Raw genomic sequence first — 16,837 nt, 5'->3', positions numbered from 1 at the left:
CTTTTTTGAATTCCATGGGTTTGTCTCAGGCGATCAGTCCTGCCAGGTTGGAAACCTGTTCGCTGTTGCCCGCATAGAGCTCGCTGACGGAGGCGTTCTGAAAGCTGAACGAGCCGTTGTCGAACTCTCCTTCAATCGTCGACGCGCTTGCGGAGCGAACGGAGAGGCCGGTTTCGTTGTTGAACGAAACGCGCTCATAAGAAACGAACTGGGCCGAAATTGTTTCGCCGCCGATCTCAGCCTCGATTGTTGTCGTGGAAATCGTGGCGCTTTCGTAGGCAACGGAAGCTGATGGACCGCCGTCGTCCTCACCAAGTGCTGCTTTCAGTTTGCCGGCGGCCTTCTGGTAATCTTCTACGGTTGCCAGATTGCCGTCTTTCTTCTTGTCATCGTCATCGCCAGACTTGCCTTTTTCAACGGCCTGCTGAAGCGCTGCAATGACAACCGCATCTTCTTCCGCTTTTTTGCTGGCTGCTTCCAGAACGGAGACGGCAGGCGCCTTGTTGTGCCCATTGCGTTGACCGATCTCGTGACCATAGGCATTGCCCTTTGGGCCGTCTGAGCCGCCAGAAGAAAAGGAGGCTGATAAGAGGCTCGCACTTTGGGTGGTCGTTTCAACGGAGATCTGCATGGTGCTCGAATCCTGGCAATTCCGGACCCTTCTGGTCCGCCATAGGTCGAAACATGATCGCGCAATATAGTTAACGGGCGATTAACTATTGACGCTGCGGAATCAAATATCACGCGCGCCGGTCGAAAGCCTTTTCCAGGAAACGGCCTCCAAGCACCATGCCGCGTTCATCGATGGAGTGCCCGAGTCCGGTGAGCTCGTGAAGATTGGCATCAACCCTTGCTCGGGTGAGTGCCTCTTGTGCGGCGCCTGCATGATAGACAGGAACAACATCGTCTTCCGTTCCGTGAACGATCAGGACCGGACTGTCGGTGTTGATGGCGTCCAACCTGTCCGCACCGGGAAGCAAGCCTGAATATCCGATAAGCGCCGCAGGCGGGATCTTGCGTCGCAGGCCGGATTGAAATGCCATCATCGCACCCTGACTGAAGCCGACAAGGGCGAGGGAACTGTCGTCCAGAGACAAACGCAGCAATTCCTCGTCCAGAAACCGGTCCAAAACCGGTTGAGCGGCCTCGGCGCCGATCCGATACTCGCTCTGGGAACGTTCGCTCAAGGCAAACCATTGACGGCCGCCAAGGGCCTCGAATGGCAGGTGTTCGGGTGCATTCGGGGCAATGAAGGTTGCGTCGGGAAGCTGGCCCTGCCAGGCGCGGCCAAGATCGATCAGGTCGGCGCCGTCGGCTCCATACCCGTGAAGGATCACGACCAGCTGACGGGCGGGACGACCGGAAGCGGGCTCAAGTCGCGGGCCATCTAGAAGCATTGAAGCGGACATCGTTACCCGGTTATTCGGCAGGGGAGTTCTGATCCGACGGCCCGCTTGTTCCTTGCGCATTCTCCTGCAGGCGCAGGAAAGGCAGGGCAATCAGCATGGAAGCCAGGATCAGTATCCCGGCAAGCGCGAACGGAGCCCCGGGAAAGGAGATGGCGGCGTCGGGGCCGGAGAAATGCGAAAAGACCTGGGTCATCACGAAGGGGCTGACCACCATCGACAGGCCTGCGGCGCTGGAAATGAGACCCTGCAGCTCGCCTTGAGCATTGTCGGGAATGCGATTGGACATCAGTCCGGAGAAGGCCGGTGTCGCAAGAGCGCCAAGAGCAGCAAAGGACACCATCGCATAAGCCATCCAACCGGTATCGGCGATCGCAAGCCCGGCAAATGCCAGGAGATTTGCACTCAACCCCAGCAGGAGCGTGCGCCCGGGGCCAAGCTTCGGTTCCAAAACCCGGATCAGGTAACCCTGCACAAAGGCAAACCCGATCCCGACAAAGGCCAGAGAAAGGCCGATATCGCCCGGTGTCCAGCCAAAGACTTCTTCAGAATAGTAACTCCAGACGGCGGGGTAGACGTAATGGGCGATGTCGAACAGGAAGACGGCCAGCAACAAGGTGCGCACGGCCGGATAAGCGGCAATCTGCTTCAGGGCACCCAACGGGTTCGCCCGCTTCCAGTCGAAGGTACGCCTGTTCTCCTCCTTCAGCGTTTCGGGAAGCATGAAATAGCCGAACAGGAAATTTATGAATGACAGAACCGCGGCGGCATAAAACGGCGCACGCGGGCCATATTCACCGAGAAAACCGCCAATCATCGGACCGAGAACGAAGCCGACGCCGAAACCGGCACCGACGAGACCGAAGTTCTTGGCCCGGTCCTCTTTCGACGAAACATCCGCGATATAGGCGGACGCAGCGGAAAAGGTTGCACCGGCAACGCCAGACAAGGTCCGGCCAATGAATAGGATCGCAAGATGCCAGGACAAAGCCATGATCAGGTAATCGACCGCCATGGCGAACATGGAAACCAGCAGCACCGGTCTGCGGCCGAACCTGTCGGATAGATTTCCAAGGGTCGGGCCGAAACCAAACTGCATCAGGGCGTAAACAACGCTGAGCGCACCGCCCCAGCGGGCCGCATCACTCACGGGAAGGTTCGTCAGCTCAGTCAGGAGCGAAGGCATGACCGGCATCATCAGGCCGATGCCCATGGAGTTGATAATGAGCGTGATCAGAATAAAACTGAGCGCGCTGCGCTTTGAGGTACCGGACGGCAAGTTGTCTTCCTGGCGAGTTGATGTCTGTTGGCCGTGATCCGGCGAAAAAACCTGTTTAAAGCAACTATTCGGCGGCGACCAGTGCGGGCTGTTCCCAATGACCCATCTCGATATCGGTAATCTGCTTGTCGATCTGGGCAGTGACGAACCGTGAGAACGGGCCCAGGTGCACGTAAAGTGCGAGCATCATCATCACCGGCTTGATGGCCCTGAAATTCGTGAAGGCGGTTTTGATCAGTGTTCGCCAGAACGGGCCGCGATAAGTTGTTTCCTTGAAGGTCATTGCAAGAATGAGGCGGCCGAACAGCTTGATGTCGTGAAAGAAACCTGCCCCCCAGATCGATCCGTTTGCGCCGCTCATGTCGAGCATTTCGGCGACTTTCCGAACTCGTTCGAAATAGGCTTCGGGCCCGTAAACGCGCTCAATAACGGCCTTGAAATCCGCGAGGATCTGTTCTCGCGGGCGAACGGTCTTGAAGTTCAGTCCGGCCGTACACTGATCTCCATGAACGGTATCCGGGTCGTCCGTGGCGAAATCTGCGTGAAGACGACCTTCCTTTGCAAGGCGCCGCGTAAGCTGGGTGTTCGGCAAGGCATAAAGCAGCCCGGTCATGGCAACGGGAATGGCTGCTTCTTCGATCAGGGCCGAAATTTCGTCGGCAACCCTGTCACTTTCCTCGTCAAAGCCAACGATAAATCCAGCCAGGACAAAAATGCCCGCGTCGTAGATCTTGTGGACGCTTTTTGCGATGTCCCTGCGTGTATTCTGTTTCTTACGGGTTGCGTTCAGAACCTCAGGATCCGGGCTTTCGATGCCAATGAAGACAGAGAAATAGCCAGCTTCCTGCATCATTTTCAAAAGGGCTTCGTCATCGGCGAGATTGAGCGAGGCTTCCGTTGACATCTCGAACGGATAACTGCGCTCCTTCTGCCAGGCGGCCAGTTCCGGCAGAAAGCCTTTTACGGCCCGCTTGTTGCCGATGAGGTTGTCATCGACAAAGTCGACATGGCCGCGATATCCCAATTCGTAGAGGCGATCGAGTTCGGCCAGGATCTGTTCGTTGGTCTTGGTGCGCGGAACCCGCCCGTAGAGCTCGATGATATCGCAGAATTCGCAGGTGAACGGGCAACCGCGGGAATATTGAACGCCGATCTGGACATAATCGCTGAACTTGAGCAGATCGAAACGCGGGATCGGGCTCGATGTAACATCTGCCTTGAATTTTTCGGCCGTAAACCGGCCGTCGCGAGCGCCTTCGTTCCATGCTTCGATGAACGTTTCCAGAATGCCTTCTGCTTCACCGAGAACGAGAAAATCTGCAATTTCGTACACCTCCGGAGAAGAGGTCGCGTCAGGGCCGCCAACCACAACCGGTATACCTTTTTTCTGCGCATCGCGAATGACAGAAATGCAATCCGACTGTTGCGGCAGCATGCCGCCGGTCATGACCATGTCCGCCCAATCGAGATCTTCAGCGGACAAGGTATTGGTGTTGCGGTCGACCAACCTGACGTTCCAGGTCTCCGGCAGCATGGCCGCCACGGTGATCAGGCCGAGAGGAGGGGCGGGATACTTTGCGCCGACGAGATCGCAGGTTGCTCCATAGTTCCAGAAGGAACCGGAATTGAACCGCGGATAGACCAACAACACATTGCATTCCGGCATTCAGCTTCCTCCAGACGGCACAACCGTTCATCGATGACGACACGTTAACAAGTTTGAGCTGCGGAACAACCGCTATCGTGCGGTCGCCCTCCGGCATGATGTCACGTCTCGTTGAGAGACAATTTCCGAACGTGAAATATCAGACCATGGACTTCTTCGCCGAGCTCATGGCGGAGAACGACTTCCTTTTCCTTTTCGAGGGTCAGAGAGGCTGCTTGCGCGCAACGCCGCAGATAGGCAGGTGTATGTGCATAGCGACCGGTTGAATCGACGCGGTATTCCGGCCAGGAGGTGTTGGCAAGATGCTCCACGCTGGCAATCAGGATACCACCGGGCTTCAACGCCTTTTCAAGCGCGACCATGAAGGGTTGAAGATCGCCCAGGTAACACAGCGTATCGACACAAACGGCCAGATCGAAGCGCGTCGGCAGATCGGATTGGAGAAAGGCAACCAGTTCCCCTTCGACCAGAAAATCGTAGACTTTCAGTGCGGCGGCCTTTTGCAACATGCCTTGAGACAGGTCGATGCCTGTCAGCTTGACGCAATGATCCCGGATGAGAGGGCCGCATAACCCGGTTCCGCAGCCCAGGTCGACCACGTCCTGAAAAGGTATGGAAGCGCTTTTCGCAAGCGTCACTGCCTCTTCAGCGACGAGTTCAGGTGCCCGATAGCCGAGGCCGCTCAGAACGTCGTCAAACGTCGCGGCGAACTTGTCGAAATGGGTTTTGACGTAGCTTTCAGGTGCGTGATCGAGGTCGTCGCCGCGGACAGCGGCGAGTTGATATCGGGCGATCTCGTTGTGCGGATCAGCCTCTACGATCTGTTCCAGAAACTCCAGAGCCCGGTTTTGCCGGCCAAGCGCGCAAAGCACTCTTGCGTGCCACACCGGATCGGACCAGATGTCCAATCCGAATTCCAGGCACCGCTCTACTGCATCCGCTGCCTCTTCCTTTCGTCCGGCAAGCACCAGAGAGAGGCCGTAATTGTGCCAGGCATCGGGGTTTTCCGGGTCAAGGCGTACGATTTCAGCCAGGATTGGCAGCAGATCATCATTGTGTGTCGCTGCTCGAAGCAGCACGTTGATATTGCTCCAGGCTTCCTTGTGGCGCGGTTCGAGTTCCACTGCGCGGGCGTAAGCTTCCAGGGCCTCGCTAGAGCTTCCGGATAGTTTCAGAATGTTGCCGAGATTGTTGAACGCGGCAGCATTGCGTGCGTTTTGTTCCAGCGACTTGCGGATCAGGGCAACGGCATTTTCAGGATGGCCGGCGTCGAAGTGGAGCAATCCCAGAAAATGCAATCCGTCGGCATGATTGGGATCAGCGCTCAGCACCTCCAGGTACGCGTCCTGAGCAACCGCCAGATTTCCATTGCGGTGAGCGTCTATTCCTTCTTGCAACCTGGCATCGATCTGCATGGTAGCTCCAATAAAAAAGGGCGGTCGGACCGCCCTTGTTTTCGGATTGACCTGCGGGTGACCTTACAGGACTTTCAGGTCCTCAGCCACCATCTGTCCACGGCGCCACTCAAGATCATAGGCCACGAGCTGGCCTTCTCTCAAAGTGTCGATACCGGACCGGCGCACGGCCGAGATATGAACGGGGACATCCCCGCCGTCGAAAGGCTCGATCGTGCCGATACCCTGGCGCTGATCAAACCATTTTACATTTCCATGTTGCATGGATCTTACTTTCCAATTCTACGCATCAAGGCGGAACGGCGGCATCAATAGCCGGGTTTTTCAACGTCTTGATGACAATGTTTTTGATAATACTAAAGTACTTCCCGGTTTCCGTTTGGTTTGAACACTCGGCAAGGCAGTCAAAAAGGACTGCTCTCAAGATGTCGGGTCCGTTGGGAAAGGAAACCGGATGCCTGACCTAACAGGTCAGGCTTTTCCATAGCTTGCCGAAATATGGTTATCGATTTGTTAATTTCAAGAACGCTGTGAAGCTGACGAAAAATGTCCTAGCGTTCCAGCTGTCCCAAAATTACGTATTTCAGGATTTCAACAACCTGCTCGGATGTTTCTGCAACGGCCAGTGCTGCGGCGTCGACTTCCTTCAGCGGATGGGTCAGTGACGGGTCGTGAACCACAATCAGCGACTTGCCCAGTGCAGAGGCATATCCGGCGTCAAAGGCGGCGTTCCATTGTTTGTATTTGTCGCCGAAACGAACGACCACGATGTCTGCCTTCTCGATCAGCGATCGTGTCCGGATTGCGTTCACCTTTGCTCCTTTGTGGTCGTACCAGAACTTCTGGTCTTCATTGCCGAGAATGGCAACGCCGCAGTCGTCGCTTGCATCGTGATCCGTGACCGGGGCGGAAAACTCCACCGGCAGGCTGAGGGCATTGACACCTTCCATGATCCGGTCCCGCCAGTCCGTGTGAATTTCACCCGACAGGTAAACGCGCCAGTTGCTCATCTTTTCCACCCACTCATTTTCTTGAATTTATTGGCAAAAGGGATTGCCAGTCTGCGCTCAAAGCTGGGGTTTCATCTGCCCTGCGTCAACCCTTCGCACGAAATGGGAAGGGGGGCGAGTGACGACCTGCAGCCGGGAGCAAACTGCGGAACCGTATGGGCAAGCGGTTATTTCGTGTTCAGATGCCAGACGCCGTCCCAGTTTTCCGGCACGCCTTCGCTTTCGATCAGTTGCAGGCGGTTGAGGAAGACCTGAGCAATCTGATCATCGGGAAAGAGCGCAACGATTTCTTCGAACATCCTGCGGGCATCCTGCCAGTTGGCTTCGGCAAAGGCATGAAGGGCGTGTTCGGAACTCGCCTGCAGAATTCTCAGGTCTTCGGTCATGTTTGCCGACCGTGCGAGCGGAGAATATACGCTTGTGGCCTTGGTCTTGCCCTTCACCTGGATCCTGTCAACAGCCCTGAACTCGATGCCTGAGGCATTGTCGCGCGTTCTCTCGCAGACCAGAACCTGAGTGCCATAAATCTTGTTTGCGCCTTCCAGGCGCGCACCCAGATTTACCGTGTCGCCCATGACGGTGTAATTCTTGGTTTTTTCCGAGCCGATGGACCCGATCACCGCTTCACCGGTCGCAATTCCGATCCGCTGCTTGAGGGATGGAAGGTTCTTCTGAAGTCCGGTCAATTCCGGCAGTTCCTCCTGAAATTTTCGCATCAGTTCGATGTTTGCCAGCGCACTATCGACCGCCAGGGTGGCCTGGTCTCCATCCTCGCAAAACGGCTGTGCCCAGAAGGCCATGATGGCATCGCCGATATACTTGTCGATGACGCCGTGGCGCTCTGTGATCTGCGATGACATCAGATCGAGGTATCGGTTCAGAACCCGCACGAGCCCCGAAGGCGTGAACTGTTCGGAGATTGTTGTGAAGTCGGCAAGGTCGGAGAAATAGGCCGAGACCACTTTCTTTTCACCCGCCGTGGCATCGGACTGGTCGGCAATCAGACCGGACACGACACGAGGGTCGAGATACTGGCCGAATGTGTCCTTGATTTTCTGGGTCGATTTCAGCCCGTCGACCATGGTGTTGAAACTGCGGGTGAGGGAACCGATCTCGTCACTCGATTGAGACTTCAGTTCGATCTCGAAATCTCCCTGCTCAACCTTTTGGGCCCCCAGTGACAGAGCTCGCATCGGTCGCAGGATGCCGGCGATGACCAGTGAGGAAAGCAGGAGCGCAAGGCTGCCTCCGGCCGCGGTTGCCGCAACACTTGCATAAAGTGCCTGTTGCTCATGCAGGGCGGCGGTTTCAATGGACTTGTCGGTGAAAGCACTCACATGTTGTCGCAACTCGTCCAATCGGGCCGTCAGCTTCTGTTCCTCATTCTCAAGCTGCTCTTCAAGCCTCTCGCGCGTTGCCGGAGGAATGTCGGCAGCGGTTACCAGATTGAGTGCATGGTTGTGAAAGTTGCTGTGTTGGGTCTCGATGCCGACCAGGGTTGGAAAGAGTTCGGCGAGCTCAAGTTTGTCCTGGAGCGAAGTTGATTGGGTCTGGGCGGACTTCACCCGCTCTTCAGCCGATTTCAGCAACTGTTCGACCGTTTGCGCGTGTGCTTCAAAGGTCTTCAGATCTGCCTCAAGCCGCTCTTCCAGGTGCCTGATCCGGGCCTGCAATTCGGGCGATTGCGCGACGGCGGCATCAATTTCTTCCTGCGTCTTGCCATAACTCAAGGCTTCCAGGCGATCCGCGCGCAGTTCCGCTTCCAGTTTTTCTGCCCGTTCAAGCTCCAACTCTTCTTGAAGTGCAACAACCTCGATCTGTGCGATTTCGTTTCTGAGGGGAGAATACACGCTGGAAATCAGGTGCAATTCCTTGTTGATCTCGAAGATTTTGTAGATTGAAAAGGCAGCCGCCGCGGTCATGACCGCGAAAACGATGAGGGAAGTGCCGAAAATTTTCCAGGCGATGCGCATGAGTTTGAACCACGAAACAGACTGGCGAACCCTGATGGGCGACGACGTAATCTTGGGGCGTCATACCGGATAAGTGATCCGAGTGGCCTCTACTGTAGCGGGCAAGTTGTAAATTTCGATTTACCGACCGCGCACATGCTCAAGCCACTGACCGGCTTTTTCAACCGTTACACTATGGCCATTTTCAGCACGACACCTGACTCGGAGAAGAGTTCAGGAAAGCGGATGGAGCGGCTCGCGCGGATGAACCGCCCTGATCGGCACCGGCAGACTAAGGGCCTTGGTGACAAGTTCGCTTTGTCGGCTGACATCCATTTTATCGAAAACTGTCTTCAGATACTGACGGGCGCTCGCTTCGGTTATGCCGGCTTCCTCGGCGGCCTGCTGCAGGGAGAAGCCGCTGGCAATCAGGTTGGCAAGGCGCGCCTGGCTTCGGGTGAGGCCGTACATGCAGCCAAGCACCTCCTGACGTGTCACATTGGTCTTGTCGAGTTCCCTGACGATCAGAATTGCCAGCGGTTCTCGCAAATGAACCCATCCGGATTTCAGATGCTGACCAAACAGCGGTGAGATGAAAATGGAAACCGGATCGCTTTTCTCCCGATTTGGAACAGAGACGGCTTCACCAGAAACATTGCTGCCAGTTTGAGCCTGGTGAATTGCCCGGTTGATGGCCTGTTTCAACACCCCATCCTGATCTCCCGGCGCCCGGAGCTTGCCTCCTGCAGCGGCCAATCCGTCCTTTGCGTCAAGGACGTCCTGACCGGTGGCATTGGTGAATCTGATTTGAGCAAACCGGTCGACGATGATCAGTCCAATTGCCAGGTTGTCGAGCGTGTCTGCTGCAATGTTCCTTTCAAAGTCGATCGTGCCCACATCCCGTTGCAGCAAAATGGCCCGGTTCAGGTGAGGGATCAACTCGTCGAGCAGGGCGCAGTCATTCTCGTCAAACTGCTTCTGCGATTTGTTGCGAAGCGCGATGAAATAGGAGAGTGAGCGCTTGCCCTCCATCAGGTTCACACCAAGCGAGTATTCGACGCAGCCGGGTGACAGGACTTCCTGGTAGACACGCGAATTGTGAAGCTCTTCGTCGCTGACATGCATTCTGCAGTGAACTGCCTTGAACGGATTGGCTGCAAAGTGAGGCACCCGAGGGTCACCTGGCATCAGCTCGTCATAGCGGCGATAGTGGTCCTCGTCCCATTCGTAACCATGGAGCCGGCTGAAGGACAGGGAGTGATTGCTCAGGTCATGATGTCCTATCTGGCATCCCTGGCACTCGAACAGTTCTGACGCGGCCGCAAGGAAAAGGGGCCATTTTTCAGGATCACAGGCCGCTTCATACAGTCTGTCAATCGACGACAATAGTTGGCGAAGTTTTTCGCTGCTGAGATTGTGAACCATTTATCCAACACTGGAGCCGTTTCGGGCTGAATGAACATCATGTTTGAAAAGTCATGCGGAAATTGTGCGCGGTAATCCGCGCAGTCTGGCATGCCGGCGCACGCCTGAACACTCATAAAAGCAACTAAATTCTGGCTTCGGTCGTCAAGTTCCCATTTGGGAACTGCGCGCGGAATTCGCGGCACCTATTCTGGTTCCAGGACAACTTATTGCAATCTATCCAGTTTTTGCTTCGGCCATCGACCGGCAAGTCCGCCGGCCGGGGATCTGAATTTCTTTGATTAAGGTTGGTCATGACGCTTAGGTCGGCACGGGAGCGGGTCATCCAGACGGTTACGTTCGAGGTCATCGGTATTGCTCTGATTTCACCCCTCTATGCGACATTCTCAGGAAACACGGCGGTTGCGAGCATCGCGTTGATCGCCTTGCTATCGGCTGTCATTGTCACCTGGTCGCCGGTTTTCAATACGGTGTTTGATCTCGCTGAACGACGCTTTACCGGCCGGCTGGCGTGTCAGCGTCCGCATGGACTGCGCATGTTTCATGCCGGCATGCACGAAGTGTCAGCAATCCTGCTGACATGCCCACTCCTGATCTGGATAGGGGGGCATTCCCTTGGAGCGGCCCTGACTGTGAATGTAGGCCTGACACTCACCTACACGATCTATACCTACTTCTTTCACATTGCCTATGACCGCGTGCGTCCGGTTCATCTTCAGGAACAGCGCCTGAACAGCTCCGGAAACCCGCATCGCCTCTGAATCCATCAAAACGTGCAGTTCGCAGCACTGTCGGCTTCCCAGCCGACAGAACTTGGCCCGCCTTTTTGGCGGGCCTTTTTTTGGGAGTTGAACAGCTTTGCAGACACTCACTTCACCAGCAGGTTCGCCTTAATCCTCGCTACCTCTTCCCCATCGATACCGAGCCGGTCTTCCAGGTATCGATCGAAGCTGCCATAGCGTTCCTTGATGATATTCAGGGACGCGAGGATCTGCTGAGGGTGTGCACCGAAGGCGGGTTGCAGGGACATCGGTCCGTGAGACACGAGCTTGGAAAGCTCCCCGTATGTGTAAAGATTGGTCGTCAGGTAGTCACGAAGGACATCTGCTTCCGAATAGCCGAGCGTCAAAAGGGTAACAGCCGCGAGGTAGCCTGTCCTGTCCTTGCCGCCGGCGCAATGGAACACGAGCGGGAAGTTGGCGTCGTCCGTCAGTAGGTGCAGGAAGCGGGATACCTGGTCATCAAAGTCCGTGGCAAAGTCCTGGTATCTATCAATTCTTGCCTGTTCGAGATCGACGTTGTGCTTCTTGAGTAACGCGTCGATTTTTTCAAACTTCCCGTCGAACCAAAGCGGTCGGATTTGGGCTGCCACATCCAGGGGCATCAGCTTTTCAACGTCCGCCGGGTCCGATCCGATCGGCAAATTGACCATGAAGGATACCGTCGGCAACAGCTTGTCAGGGTGTTCCTCGAGCTCCTCATGCGAGCGGAGATCGACGACCGTTTCGATGCCAAGCTCGGTTAAAGCGGTAATGTCGGCCTCCGACAGTTTGTCCAGTTGATCGGACCGGAACAGTGCGTCGGGCCGAATACCGTTGTCCGGCGTCGTCAATTGGCGAAAGTTTTCCAACCCGTCGAATTGCCGGGCAATTTCGATGCTGTCGCAGCTTTCCGGCAAATCGATTTCAAGTGTGGTGTTGCATGGCGTCTCGGCAGCCTGAGCCAGGCTAGCCGGTATCGTCATCAAGGAAAGCAGAAAGATGCGTCGGATGTGTTTCAGGAACGCCACTGGGGGTCTCCGCTGTTTGCAGGCCATGCGCCGAAGGTTTTGAGAAAATTCGCGAAACAAACTACATCCGGAACGCAGGGCATGATAGTTAATCTCCATCTAGTTTTCAGATGGAGTTGAAATGGCGGATCTGGAGAACCTGTCTGCGTTTGTCGCAGCAGCCGAGGAGGGGTCATTCTCCGCCGCAGCGCGCAAGCTGGGCAGGGCTCAGTCCGCGATCAGCAACTGCATTGCCAATCTGGAGATTGATCTCAATACACAGTTGTTCAGCCGGAAAGGATACCGACCGGAGCTGACAGATGAGGGCAGGTCGCTGCTTGTTTATGCAAAATCGGTGCTGGACAGCCATGTACGACTTCAATCCCATGCAGAAGCCCTCATGCACGACGCTGAGCCGGTCCTTGTATTGAGTGTCCAGAACGGCCTGATGGTGAGACGGGTAACCGCGCTCTTGACCAAGTTTTCGCAAACCTTCCCCAGCCTTCAGCTGGAGATCCGCAGTGGATCGGGAGCGGATGTCAGAGCAGACCTGAGCGATGGCCATGCCGATCTGGGGCTGACACGGGAGTTTGCGGCGGTGCCGAAGAGTTATTCCCGCCGTGGGCTGGGATTTCAGCGCTGCGTTCCCGTTTGTCTGTCCAGCCATCCATTGGCAAAACTGAAGGAAGTCGGGCGGTCGGACCTTGCGCGGTACCGGCAGGTTGTCTGCCCCGACGATCTTGAACCCGGGTCAGGGCGAAGGCTCAGTCCCGGTTATTGGAGCGTCGGCGACACGCATCGTCAACTGACTTGCGTTCTCCAGGGGCTGGGTTGGGCGGAGCTTCCTGTGGAAGATGTCGAGGAGGGATTTCTGGCCGGACACCTCAAGGTTCTGAATTATGACTTCGCGCAAAATGCCATCTTGTTCGGTGTCGACCTTCTGACGTCCAACCTGCGCAAGGAAGGGGCAGCACGAAAGTGGCTCGTTGAAAGCCTGTGCGGATGGGATCAGCGCGCCTGGATCGGCGATCATCGGATCGGAGCAAGGTAATCGACCTCGCAGGCCCCAAAACCTCAAAACCTTGAGGAAATTGGGAATGTGGCAGGAAAGGCAGTCTTTCTTCAGTCGCCGGACTTCATTTGATCATGCAGGGCAGCCAGTGCGACACGGTAGTTGGGATAGCGGAATGAATAGGCCAGCTCTTCCTTTATCCGTCTGTTGGAGACCCGTTTGTTTTCCCCGTAGAAAGAGCGGGCCATCGGTGTCAGGTCGGCCGTCTCGAACGGGATTTCCGGTGGCGGCGTCACATTCAGCAGGTCGGCCGCAAATGCCACGACGTCCTGAGGCGGAGCCGGCTCGTCGTCGGTGACGTTGTAGATGCGGTTTGAAGGCTTCGTCATGGCCGCTGAAACCGCTCCGGCGATATCTGCCACATGTATCCGGTTGAAGACCTGGCCCGGCTTGACGAGACGGCGGGCCGTCCCTTTCCTGAAGTTTTCAAAGGCATTGCGGCCAGGCCCGTAGATCCCTGAAAGACGGAAAACGTGAAGCGGAAAACCGTTCGTCTCTGCAAAATTCTGCCAGGCCTCTTCGGCAGCAACCCGTTGCACGGAGCGTTTGGAAACCGGTTTGCACAACGTGTCTTCATCCACCCAGGCACCGTCGTGATTGCCATAGACACCGACCGTTGACAGATATCCGATCCACTCTGGTGTCGCGGCCGCGATATCTTCAGCATGCTGGTTCAATACCGGATCTCCGGTATCGTTCGGACCGATCGAGATGAGGACATGTGTTGCAGACTTCAGGGCGTCGGCGATGCGTTCACCTTTGCTCTGGCCATCGAACAGAAACGCCTCGACCCCGAGTTCTCTCAGGCTGTTCATCTTGTCGGCAGATCTTGTGGTTCCGCCAATCCAGTCGAACCGGCCCCGCACTTCGTCAACAATCGCGGAAGAGGAAAAACCGACCCCAAAGATAAACAAGCGCATCCGATCAAAGCTCCAGATAGTTGCGGCGTATTTCGTAAAGGGCAATGCCTGTGGCGACGGCGAGATTGAGGCTGTCGGCCTGACCGGTTTGCGGAATACGGATCAGGGTTGAGCAGGCCTGAGCCATGTCGTCCTCGAGCCCTTGCTGCTCGTTGCCCATAACCAGAAGAGCAGGTTCCTTGTAGTCCGGCTGTCGATAGTCGACCGATCCCTTGAGATGCGTTGCAGCCACCGTGCCCGGCCATTGTCCGGCCAGCGTCTTGAACTCTTCCTTGCTCATTTTCGCCAGAGGTACATGAAAAAGTGAGCCCATGGTGGCGCGAACCGCCTCCACGGCAAAGGGATCGGTGCAATCACCGACCAGCATGACGCCCGCACCGCCAACGGCATCGATGGTCCGGATAATCGTACCGAGATTGCCCGGATCACGGACACGGTCGAGAGCCACCCACAGGGTCGAGCCTGCCGGGTCTATTTCCCTGGCGGACAGCATGTTTTGCTCATAAACCCCGACGACCATCTGGGGATTGTCCTTGCGGGTCATCGCGGACATGACAGCCGTCGTCACCTCCAGGATCAGGGCACCGCGCGCTTTTGCAGTCGCGGCGGCCTTCTGGGCAAGCGGATTGTCTCTGGCTTCCGGGCCAAGGGCCAGATAGCGGACACCCCAGTCCGCAGCGAGAGCATCCGTCGCCAGCTTCAGACCTTCTGCAACGAACAGGCCGGACTGGTTGCGATGCTTGCGCTGGGCTACCAGCCCCTTGATTTCCTTGACGATCGGGTTTGAGTGACTGGTGATCTGTTTCACCGCACCGATACGCTGGGGTTTGCCGGAATGAGACATGTTTTGCTCCGGAAGCTCGCTCAGGAGCTGGACATGGAATGGTTCTTGAATAGCGCTGGATTAGGCGTTGACTATTGCCGGGTCAAGTTTTTTGGACAACCACCGTTGGTCAGCTTTTGGCCGGAAGCAATCGTTCCGTGGCGATCATGATGGAGTCGTTGATGTCCACGGGAAAATCGGTCACTTCCAGTTTTCCGTCGATTGACAGAAACGACAGGCCGTGAACCTGTGTCCACAGAGGAAACGATGAGCGCATCACGGTTTCGTTGATTTCCGGCTCGCCCAGATATTGAGCAACTTCCTGCAACAGAACGCCATATGAATTTCGCCCGACGGCCTTGAGTTCCTCAATTCGGCCGGTGTGTTCCTTCGTGCTGAACATCAGCCGGAAAGTGTGGGGTTCACGGATGGCGAAATCGACATACGCCCGGCCGATGGCAGCAATGGAGTCGACCGTGCCACGCGGATATTGGGAAGCCCTGTGATCCATGTCTTCGCCTAGCCGCTGCAGGCCGTCCTTGGCAACCTCGGTCAGGAGATCCTGTTTGGAGGAAAAATGACGATAAGGGGCGGCAGTGCTGACACCCGCAAGGCGGCATGCATCCGACATGGAAAAGCCATCCGGGCCGTTTTTCTCAATCAGGCGCCCGGCAGCGTTGACCAGCTGACCGCGCAGATTGCCGTGATGATACCCGCTTTTTTTCTGGATTTTGGTTTTTGCCATTCGCGGCGGATCCGAACTTTTTTGGCGTGAGTCTCTTGTAGAAGTTAATTCTTCTAACATATGTTAACAACAGTAACATAGTTAGAGTCGTTTACATTGAACGACACAGATCTCGAACAACGGCTGCCACCGGTAGTGAGGTGAGGGTGCGCATATGTCTAAACATCGCATGGACAAGGAAGAGCAGCTCGCCGGCCGCAGTGTCATGAAGCGGATCGGTTTGTTGAGCGCCAGTCTGGCAACCTTTTCTCTGAGTGTCGGAATTGCAGCCGCCGCTGTCCTGATTGGTGTCACCACCATCCAGATGCGGGCTGAGGAAAAACCGAAAGTCGAAGCATCGCCTCTGGTTCAGGTACCGGTCATCAGGTCTGAATTCAGTACAGGCTATGACGTGACGCACAGCTTTGTCGGCCGTGTGGAGCCGGGCCGCCAAACGGATCTGGGTTTTGAACTCTCCGGGACAATCGACAAGATCACCGTCGATGAAGGCGAAGTAGTCCGCAAGGGCGATGTCATCGCGAAACTGGACAGGCGCACGCTTGAAGCCGAACGACGCAGACAGCTCGCAAATCGACTTGCCACTGAAAGCGACCGGGAACTGGCAGTCCTCACCTTTAGGCGCCAGCAGAAACTCAAGAACAGTGGTCACGTCAGTGCCCAGATCCTGGATGAGGCAAGACTGACTGTCAGCCGTCTGGAGGCAACGCTCGCCCAGATCGATGCCGCTATCGAGGTAATCGATATCAACCTCGACAAGGCGGTGCTGATGGCTCCCTTCGACGGCATTATCGGTCAACGTATGCTGGACGAAGGAGCAACCGTTTCACCGGGAATGCCGCTTCTCAAAATACTTGAAGCAACCAGTCCTTTGGTGCGTATCGGTCTGGCGCCCGAAGTCGTTGACCGGCTTGATCGGGACGACCAGTTTGAGGTTCGGGTCGCCGGAGAAGCATATTCGGCAAGATTGTTCGGCTTGCGCCAAGATCTGCAGACGAGCACACGCACCATTGAGACGCTGTTTGAAATTGATCTCGGCAGCGGGCCTGCCCGTTTCGGCCGTCTGGCTGAATTGACCTTGCCGGAGCGGATCGAAACAGAAGGCTTCTGGGTACCGACCGCCGCACTCAAGGAAGGTCCGAGAGGTCTTTGGACGGTTCTCGCGGTCGTTGAGGCGGATACCCGGGATGGAGGAGACACCTTCACCATTTCCCGCGAAGCCGTCGAGGTGTTGCATGCCGGTGCAGTCAGGTCCTTTGTCAGGGGGACGATCACGCGGGATACCCGGATTGTGATCGAAGGGGTGCACCGCGTTGTCCCTGGTCAGTCCGTGACACCAATTGAGAACGGAGCCTGAGT

The 16,837-nt window shown here is 56.1% G+C and carries 16 protein-coding genes; 3 read left to right on the top strand and 13 right to left on the bottom strand.

Features of this window, described 5'->3' with window-relative positions:
* Positions 1–25: 25 nt before the first annotated feature.
* The 9 genes from ABLO27_RS10710 to ABLO27_RS10670 all read right to left on the bottom strand — a co-directional run bounded on the left by ABLO27_RS10710 (position 26) and on the right by ABLO27_RS10670 (position 10,153).
* A complete protein-coding gene (locus ABLO27_RS10710; protein WP_353032752.1) occupies positions 26–631 on the bottom strand; it encodes a hypothetical protein in 606 nt (201 codons plus the stop codon).
* A gap of 109 nt (positions 632–740) precedes the next feature.
* Positions 741–1,397, bottom strand: a complete 657-nt coding sequence (locus ABLO27_RS10705) for an alpha/beta hydrolase (RefSeq protein WP_353032750.1) — start codon at positions 1,395–1,397, stop codon at positions 741–743.
* A 22-nt stretch (positions 1,398–1,419) separates the two neighbouring features.
* Positions 1,420–2,685 (bottom strand): TCR/Tet family MFS transporter, encoded by a 1,266-nt coding sequence (locus ABLO27_RS10700; RefSeq protein WP_353032748.1) that lies wholly within the window; start codon positions 2,683–2,685, stop codon positions 1,420–1,422.
* 64 nt (positions 2,686–2,749) lie between these two features.
* On the bottom strand, positions 2,750–4,351 hold the full coding sequence (locus ABLO27_RS10695; protein ID WP_353032746.1) for a B12-binding domain-containing radical SAM protein: 1,602 nt from the start codon (positions 4,349–4,351) through the stop codon (positions 2,750–2,752).
* A gap of 101 nt (positions 4,352–4,452) precedes the next feature.
* Positions 4,453–5,766 carry a methyltransferase gene (locus ABLO27_RS10690; RefSeq protein WP_353032744.1) on the bottom strand — a complete coding sequence of 438 codons (1,314 nt, stop codon included), beginning with the start codon at positions 5,764–5,766 and terminating at the stop codon, positions 4,453–4,455.
* A gap of 63 nt (positions 5,767–5,829) precedes the next feature.
* The gene (locus ABLO27_RS10685; RefSeq protein WP_352940451.1) at positions 5,830–6,030 is read right to left on the bottom strand and encodes a cold-shock protein; all 201 of its coding nucleotides are present in this window, start codon (positions 6,028–6,030) and stop codon (positions 5,830–5,832) included.
* A 287-nt stretch (positions 6,031–6,317) separates the two neighbouring features.
* Complete coding sequence (locus ABLO27_RS10680; protein ID WP_353032742.1) at positions 6,318–6,776, bottom strand: YtoQ family protein; 459 nt, start codon at positions 6,774–6,776, stop codon at positions 6,318–6,320.
* A 167-nt stretch (positions 6,777–6,943) separates the two neighbouring features.
* Positions 6,944–8,749 (bottom strand): adenylate/guanylate cyclase domain-containing protein, encoded by a 1,806-nt coding sequence (locus ABLO27_RS10675; protein WP_353032740.1) that lies wholly within the window; start codon positions 8,747–8,749, stop codon positions 6,944–6,946.
* Positions 8,750–8,962: 213 nt separating this feature from the next.
* Positions 8,963–10,153: a helix-turn-helix transcriptional regulator gene (locus ABLO27_RS10670; protein ID WP_353032738.1), complete on the bottom strand. Its 1,191-nt coding sequence runs from the start codon at positions 10,151–10,153 to the stop codon at positions 8,963–8,965.
* Positions 10,154–10,446: 293 nt separating this feature from the next.
* On the opposite strand from ABLO27_RS10670, the gene ABLO27_RS10665 reads away from it, so the two are divergent.
* Positions 10,447–10,914, top strand: coding sequence for a PACE efflux transporter (locus ABLO27_RS10665; protein ID WP_353032736.1), 468 nt, complete (start codon positions 10,447–10,449; stop codon positions 10,912–10,914).
* A 107-nt stretch (positions 10,915–11,021) separates the two neighbouring features.
* Here the strand turns inward: ABLO27_RS10665 and ABLO27_RS10660 are convergent, their stop codons facing one another.
* Complete coding sequence (locus ABLO27_RS10660) at positions 11,022–11,942, bottom strand: tyrosine-protein phosphatase (RefSeq protein WP_353032734.1); 921 nt, start codon at positions 11,940–11,942, stop codon at positions 11,022–11,024.
* A gap of 121 nt (positions 11,943–12,063) precedes the next feature.
* Here ABLO27_RS10660 and ABLO27_RS10655 point away from each other — a divergent pair, with 121 nt between their 5' ends.
* Complete coding sequence (locus tag ABLO27_RS10655) at positions 12,064–12,972, top strand: LysR family transcriptional regulator (RefSeq protein WP_353032732.1); 909 nt, start codon at positions 12,064–12,066, stop codon at positions 12,970–12,972.
* 71 nt (positions 12,973–13,043) lie between these two features.
* Here the strand turns inward: ABLO27_RS10655 and ABLO27_RS10650 are convergent, their stop codons facing one another.
* From ABLO27_RS10650 to ABLO27_RS10640, 3 genes are all read right to left on the bottom strand, one after another.
* On the bottom strand, positions 13,044–13,913 hold the full coding sequence (locus tag ABLO27_RS10650) for an SDR family oxidoreductase (RefSeq protein ID WP_353032730.1): 870 nt from the start codon (positions 13,911–13,913) through the stop codon (positions 13,044–13,046).
* Positions 13,914–13,917: 4 nt separating this feature from the next.
* Positions 13,918–14,757, bottom strand: coding sequence for a TrmH family RNA methyltransferase (locus ABLO27_RS10645; RefSeq protein ID WP_353032728.1), 840 nt, complete (start codon positions 14,755–14,757; stop codon positions 13,918–13,920).
* Positions 14,758–14,866: 109 nt separating this feature from the next.
* Entirely contained in the window at positions 14,867–15,481 is a 615-nt protein-coding gene (locus ABLO27_RS10640; protein WP_353032726.1) for a TetR/AcrR family transcriptional regulator, read from the bottom strand.
* Between the two features lie 154 nt (positions 15,482–15,635).
* Between ABLO27_RS10640 and ABLO27_RS10635 the strand changes: the two genes are divergently transcribed.
* Positions 15,636–16,835, top strand: coding sequence for an efflux RND transporter periplasmic adaptor subunit (locus ABLO27_RS10635; RefSeq protein WP_353032724.1), 1,200 nt, complete (start codon positions 15,636–15,638; stop codon positions 16,833–16,835).
* Positions 16,836–16,837 lie beyond the last annotated feature (2 nt).

This window comes from Roseibium sp. SCP15 (assembly GCF_040329435.1).
Lineage (GTDB): Bacteria > Pseudomonadota > Alphaproteobacteria > Rhizobiales > Stappiaceae > Roseibium.
This window is presented reverse-complemented; position numbering and strand designations above follow the sequence as displayed.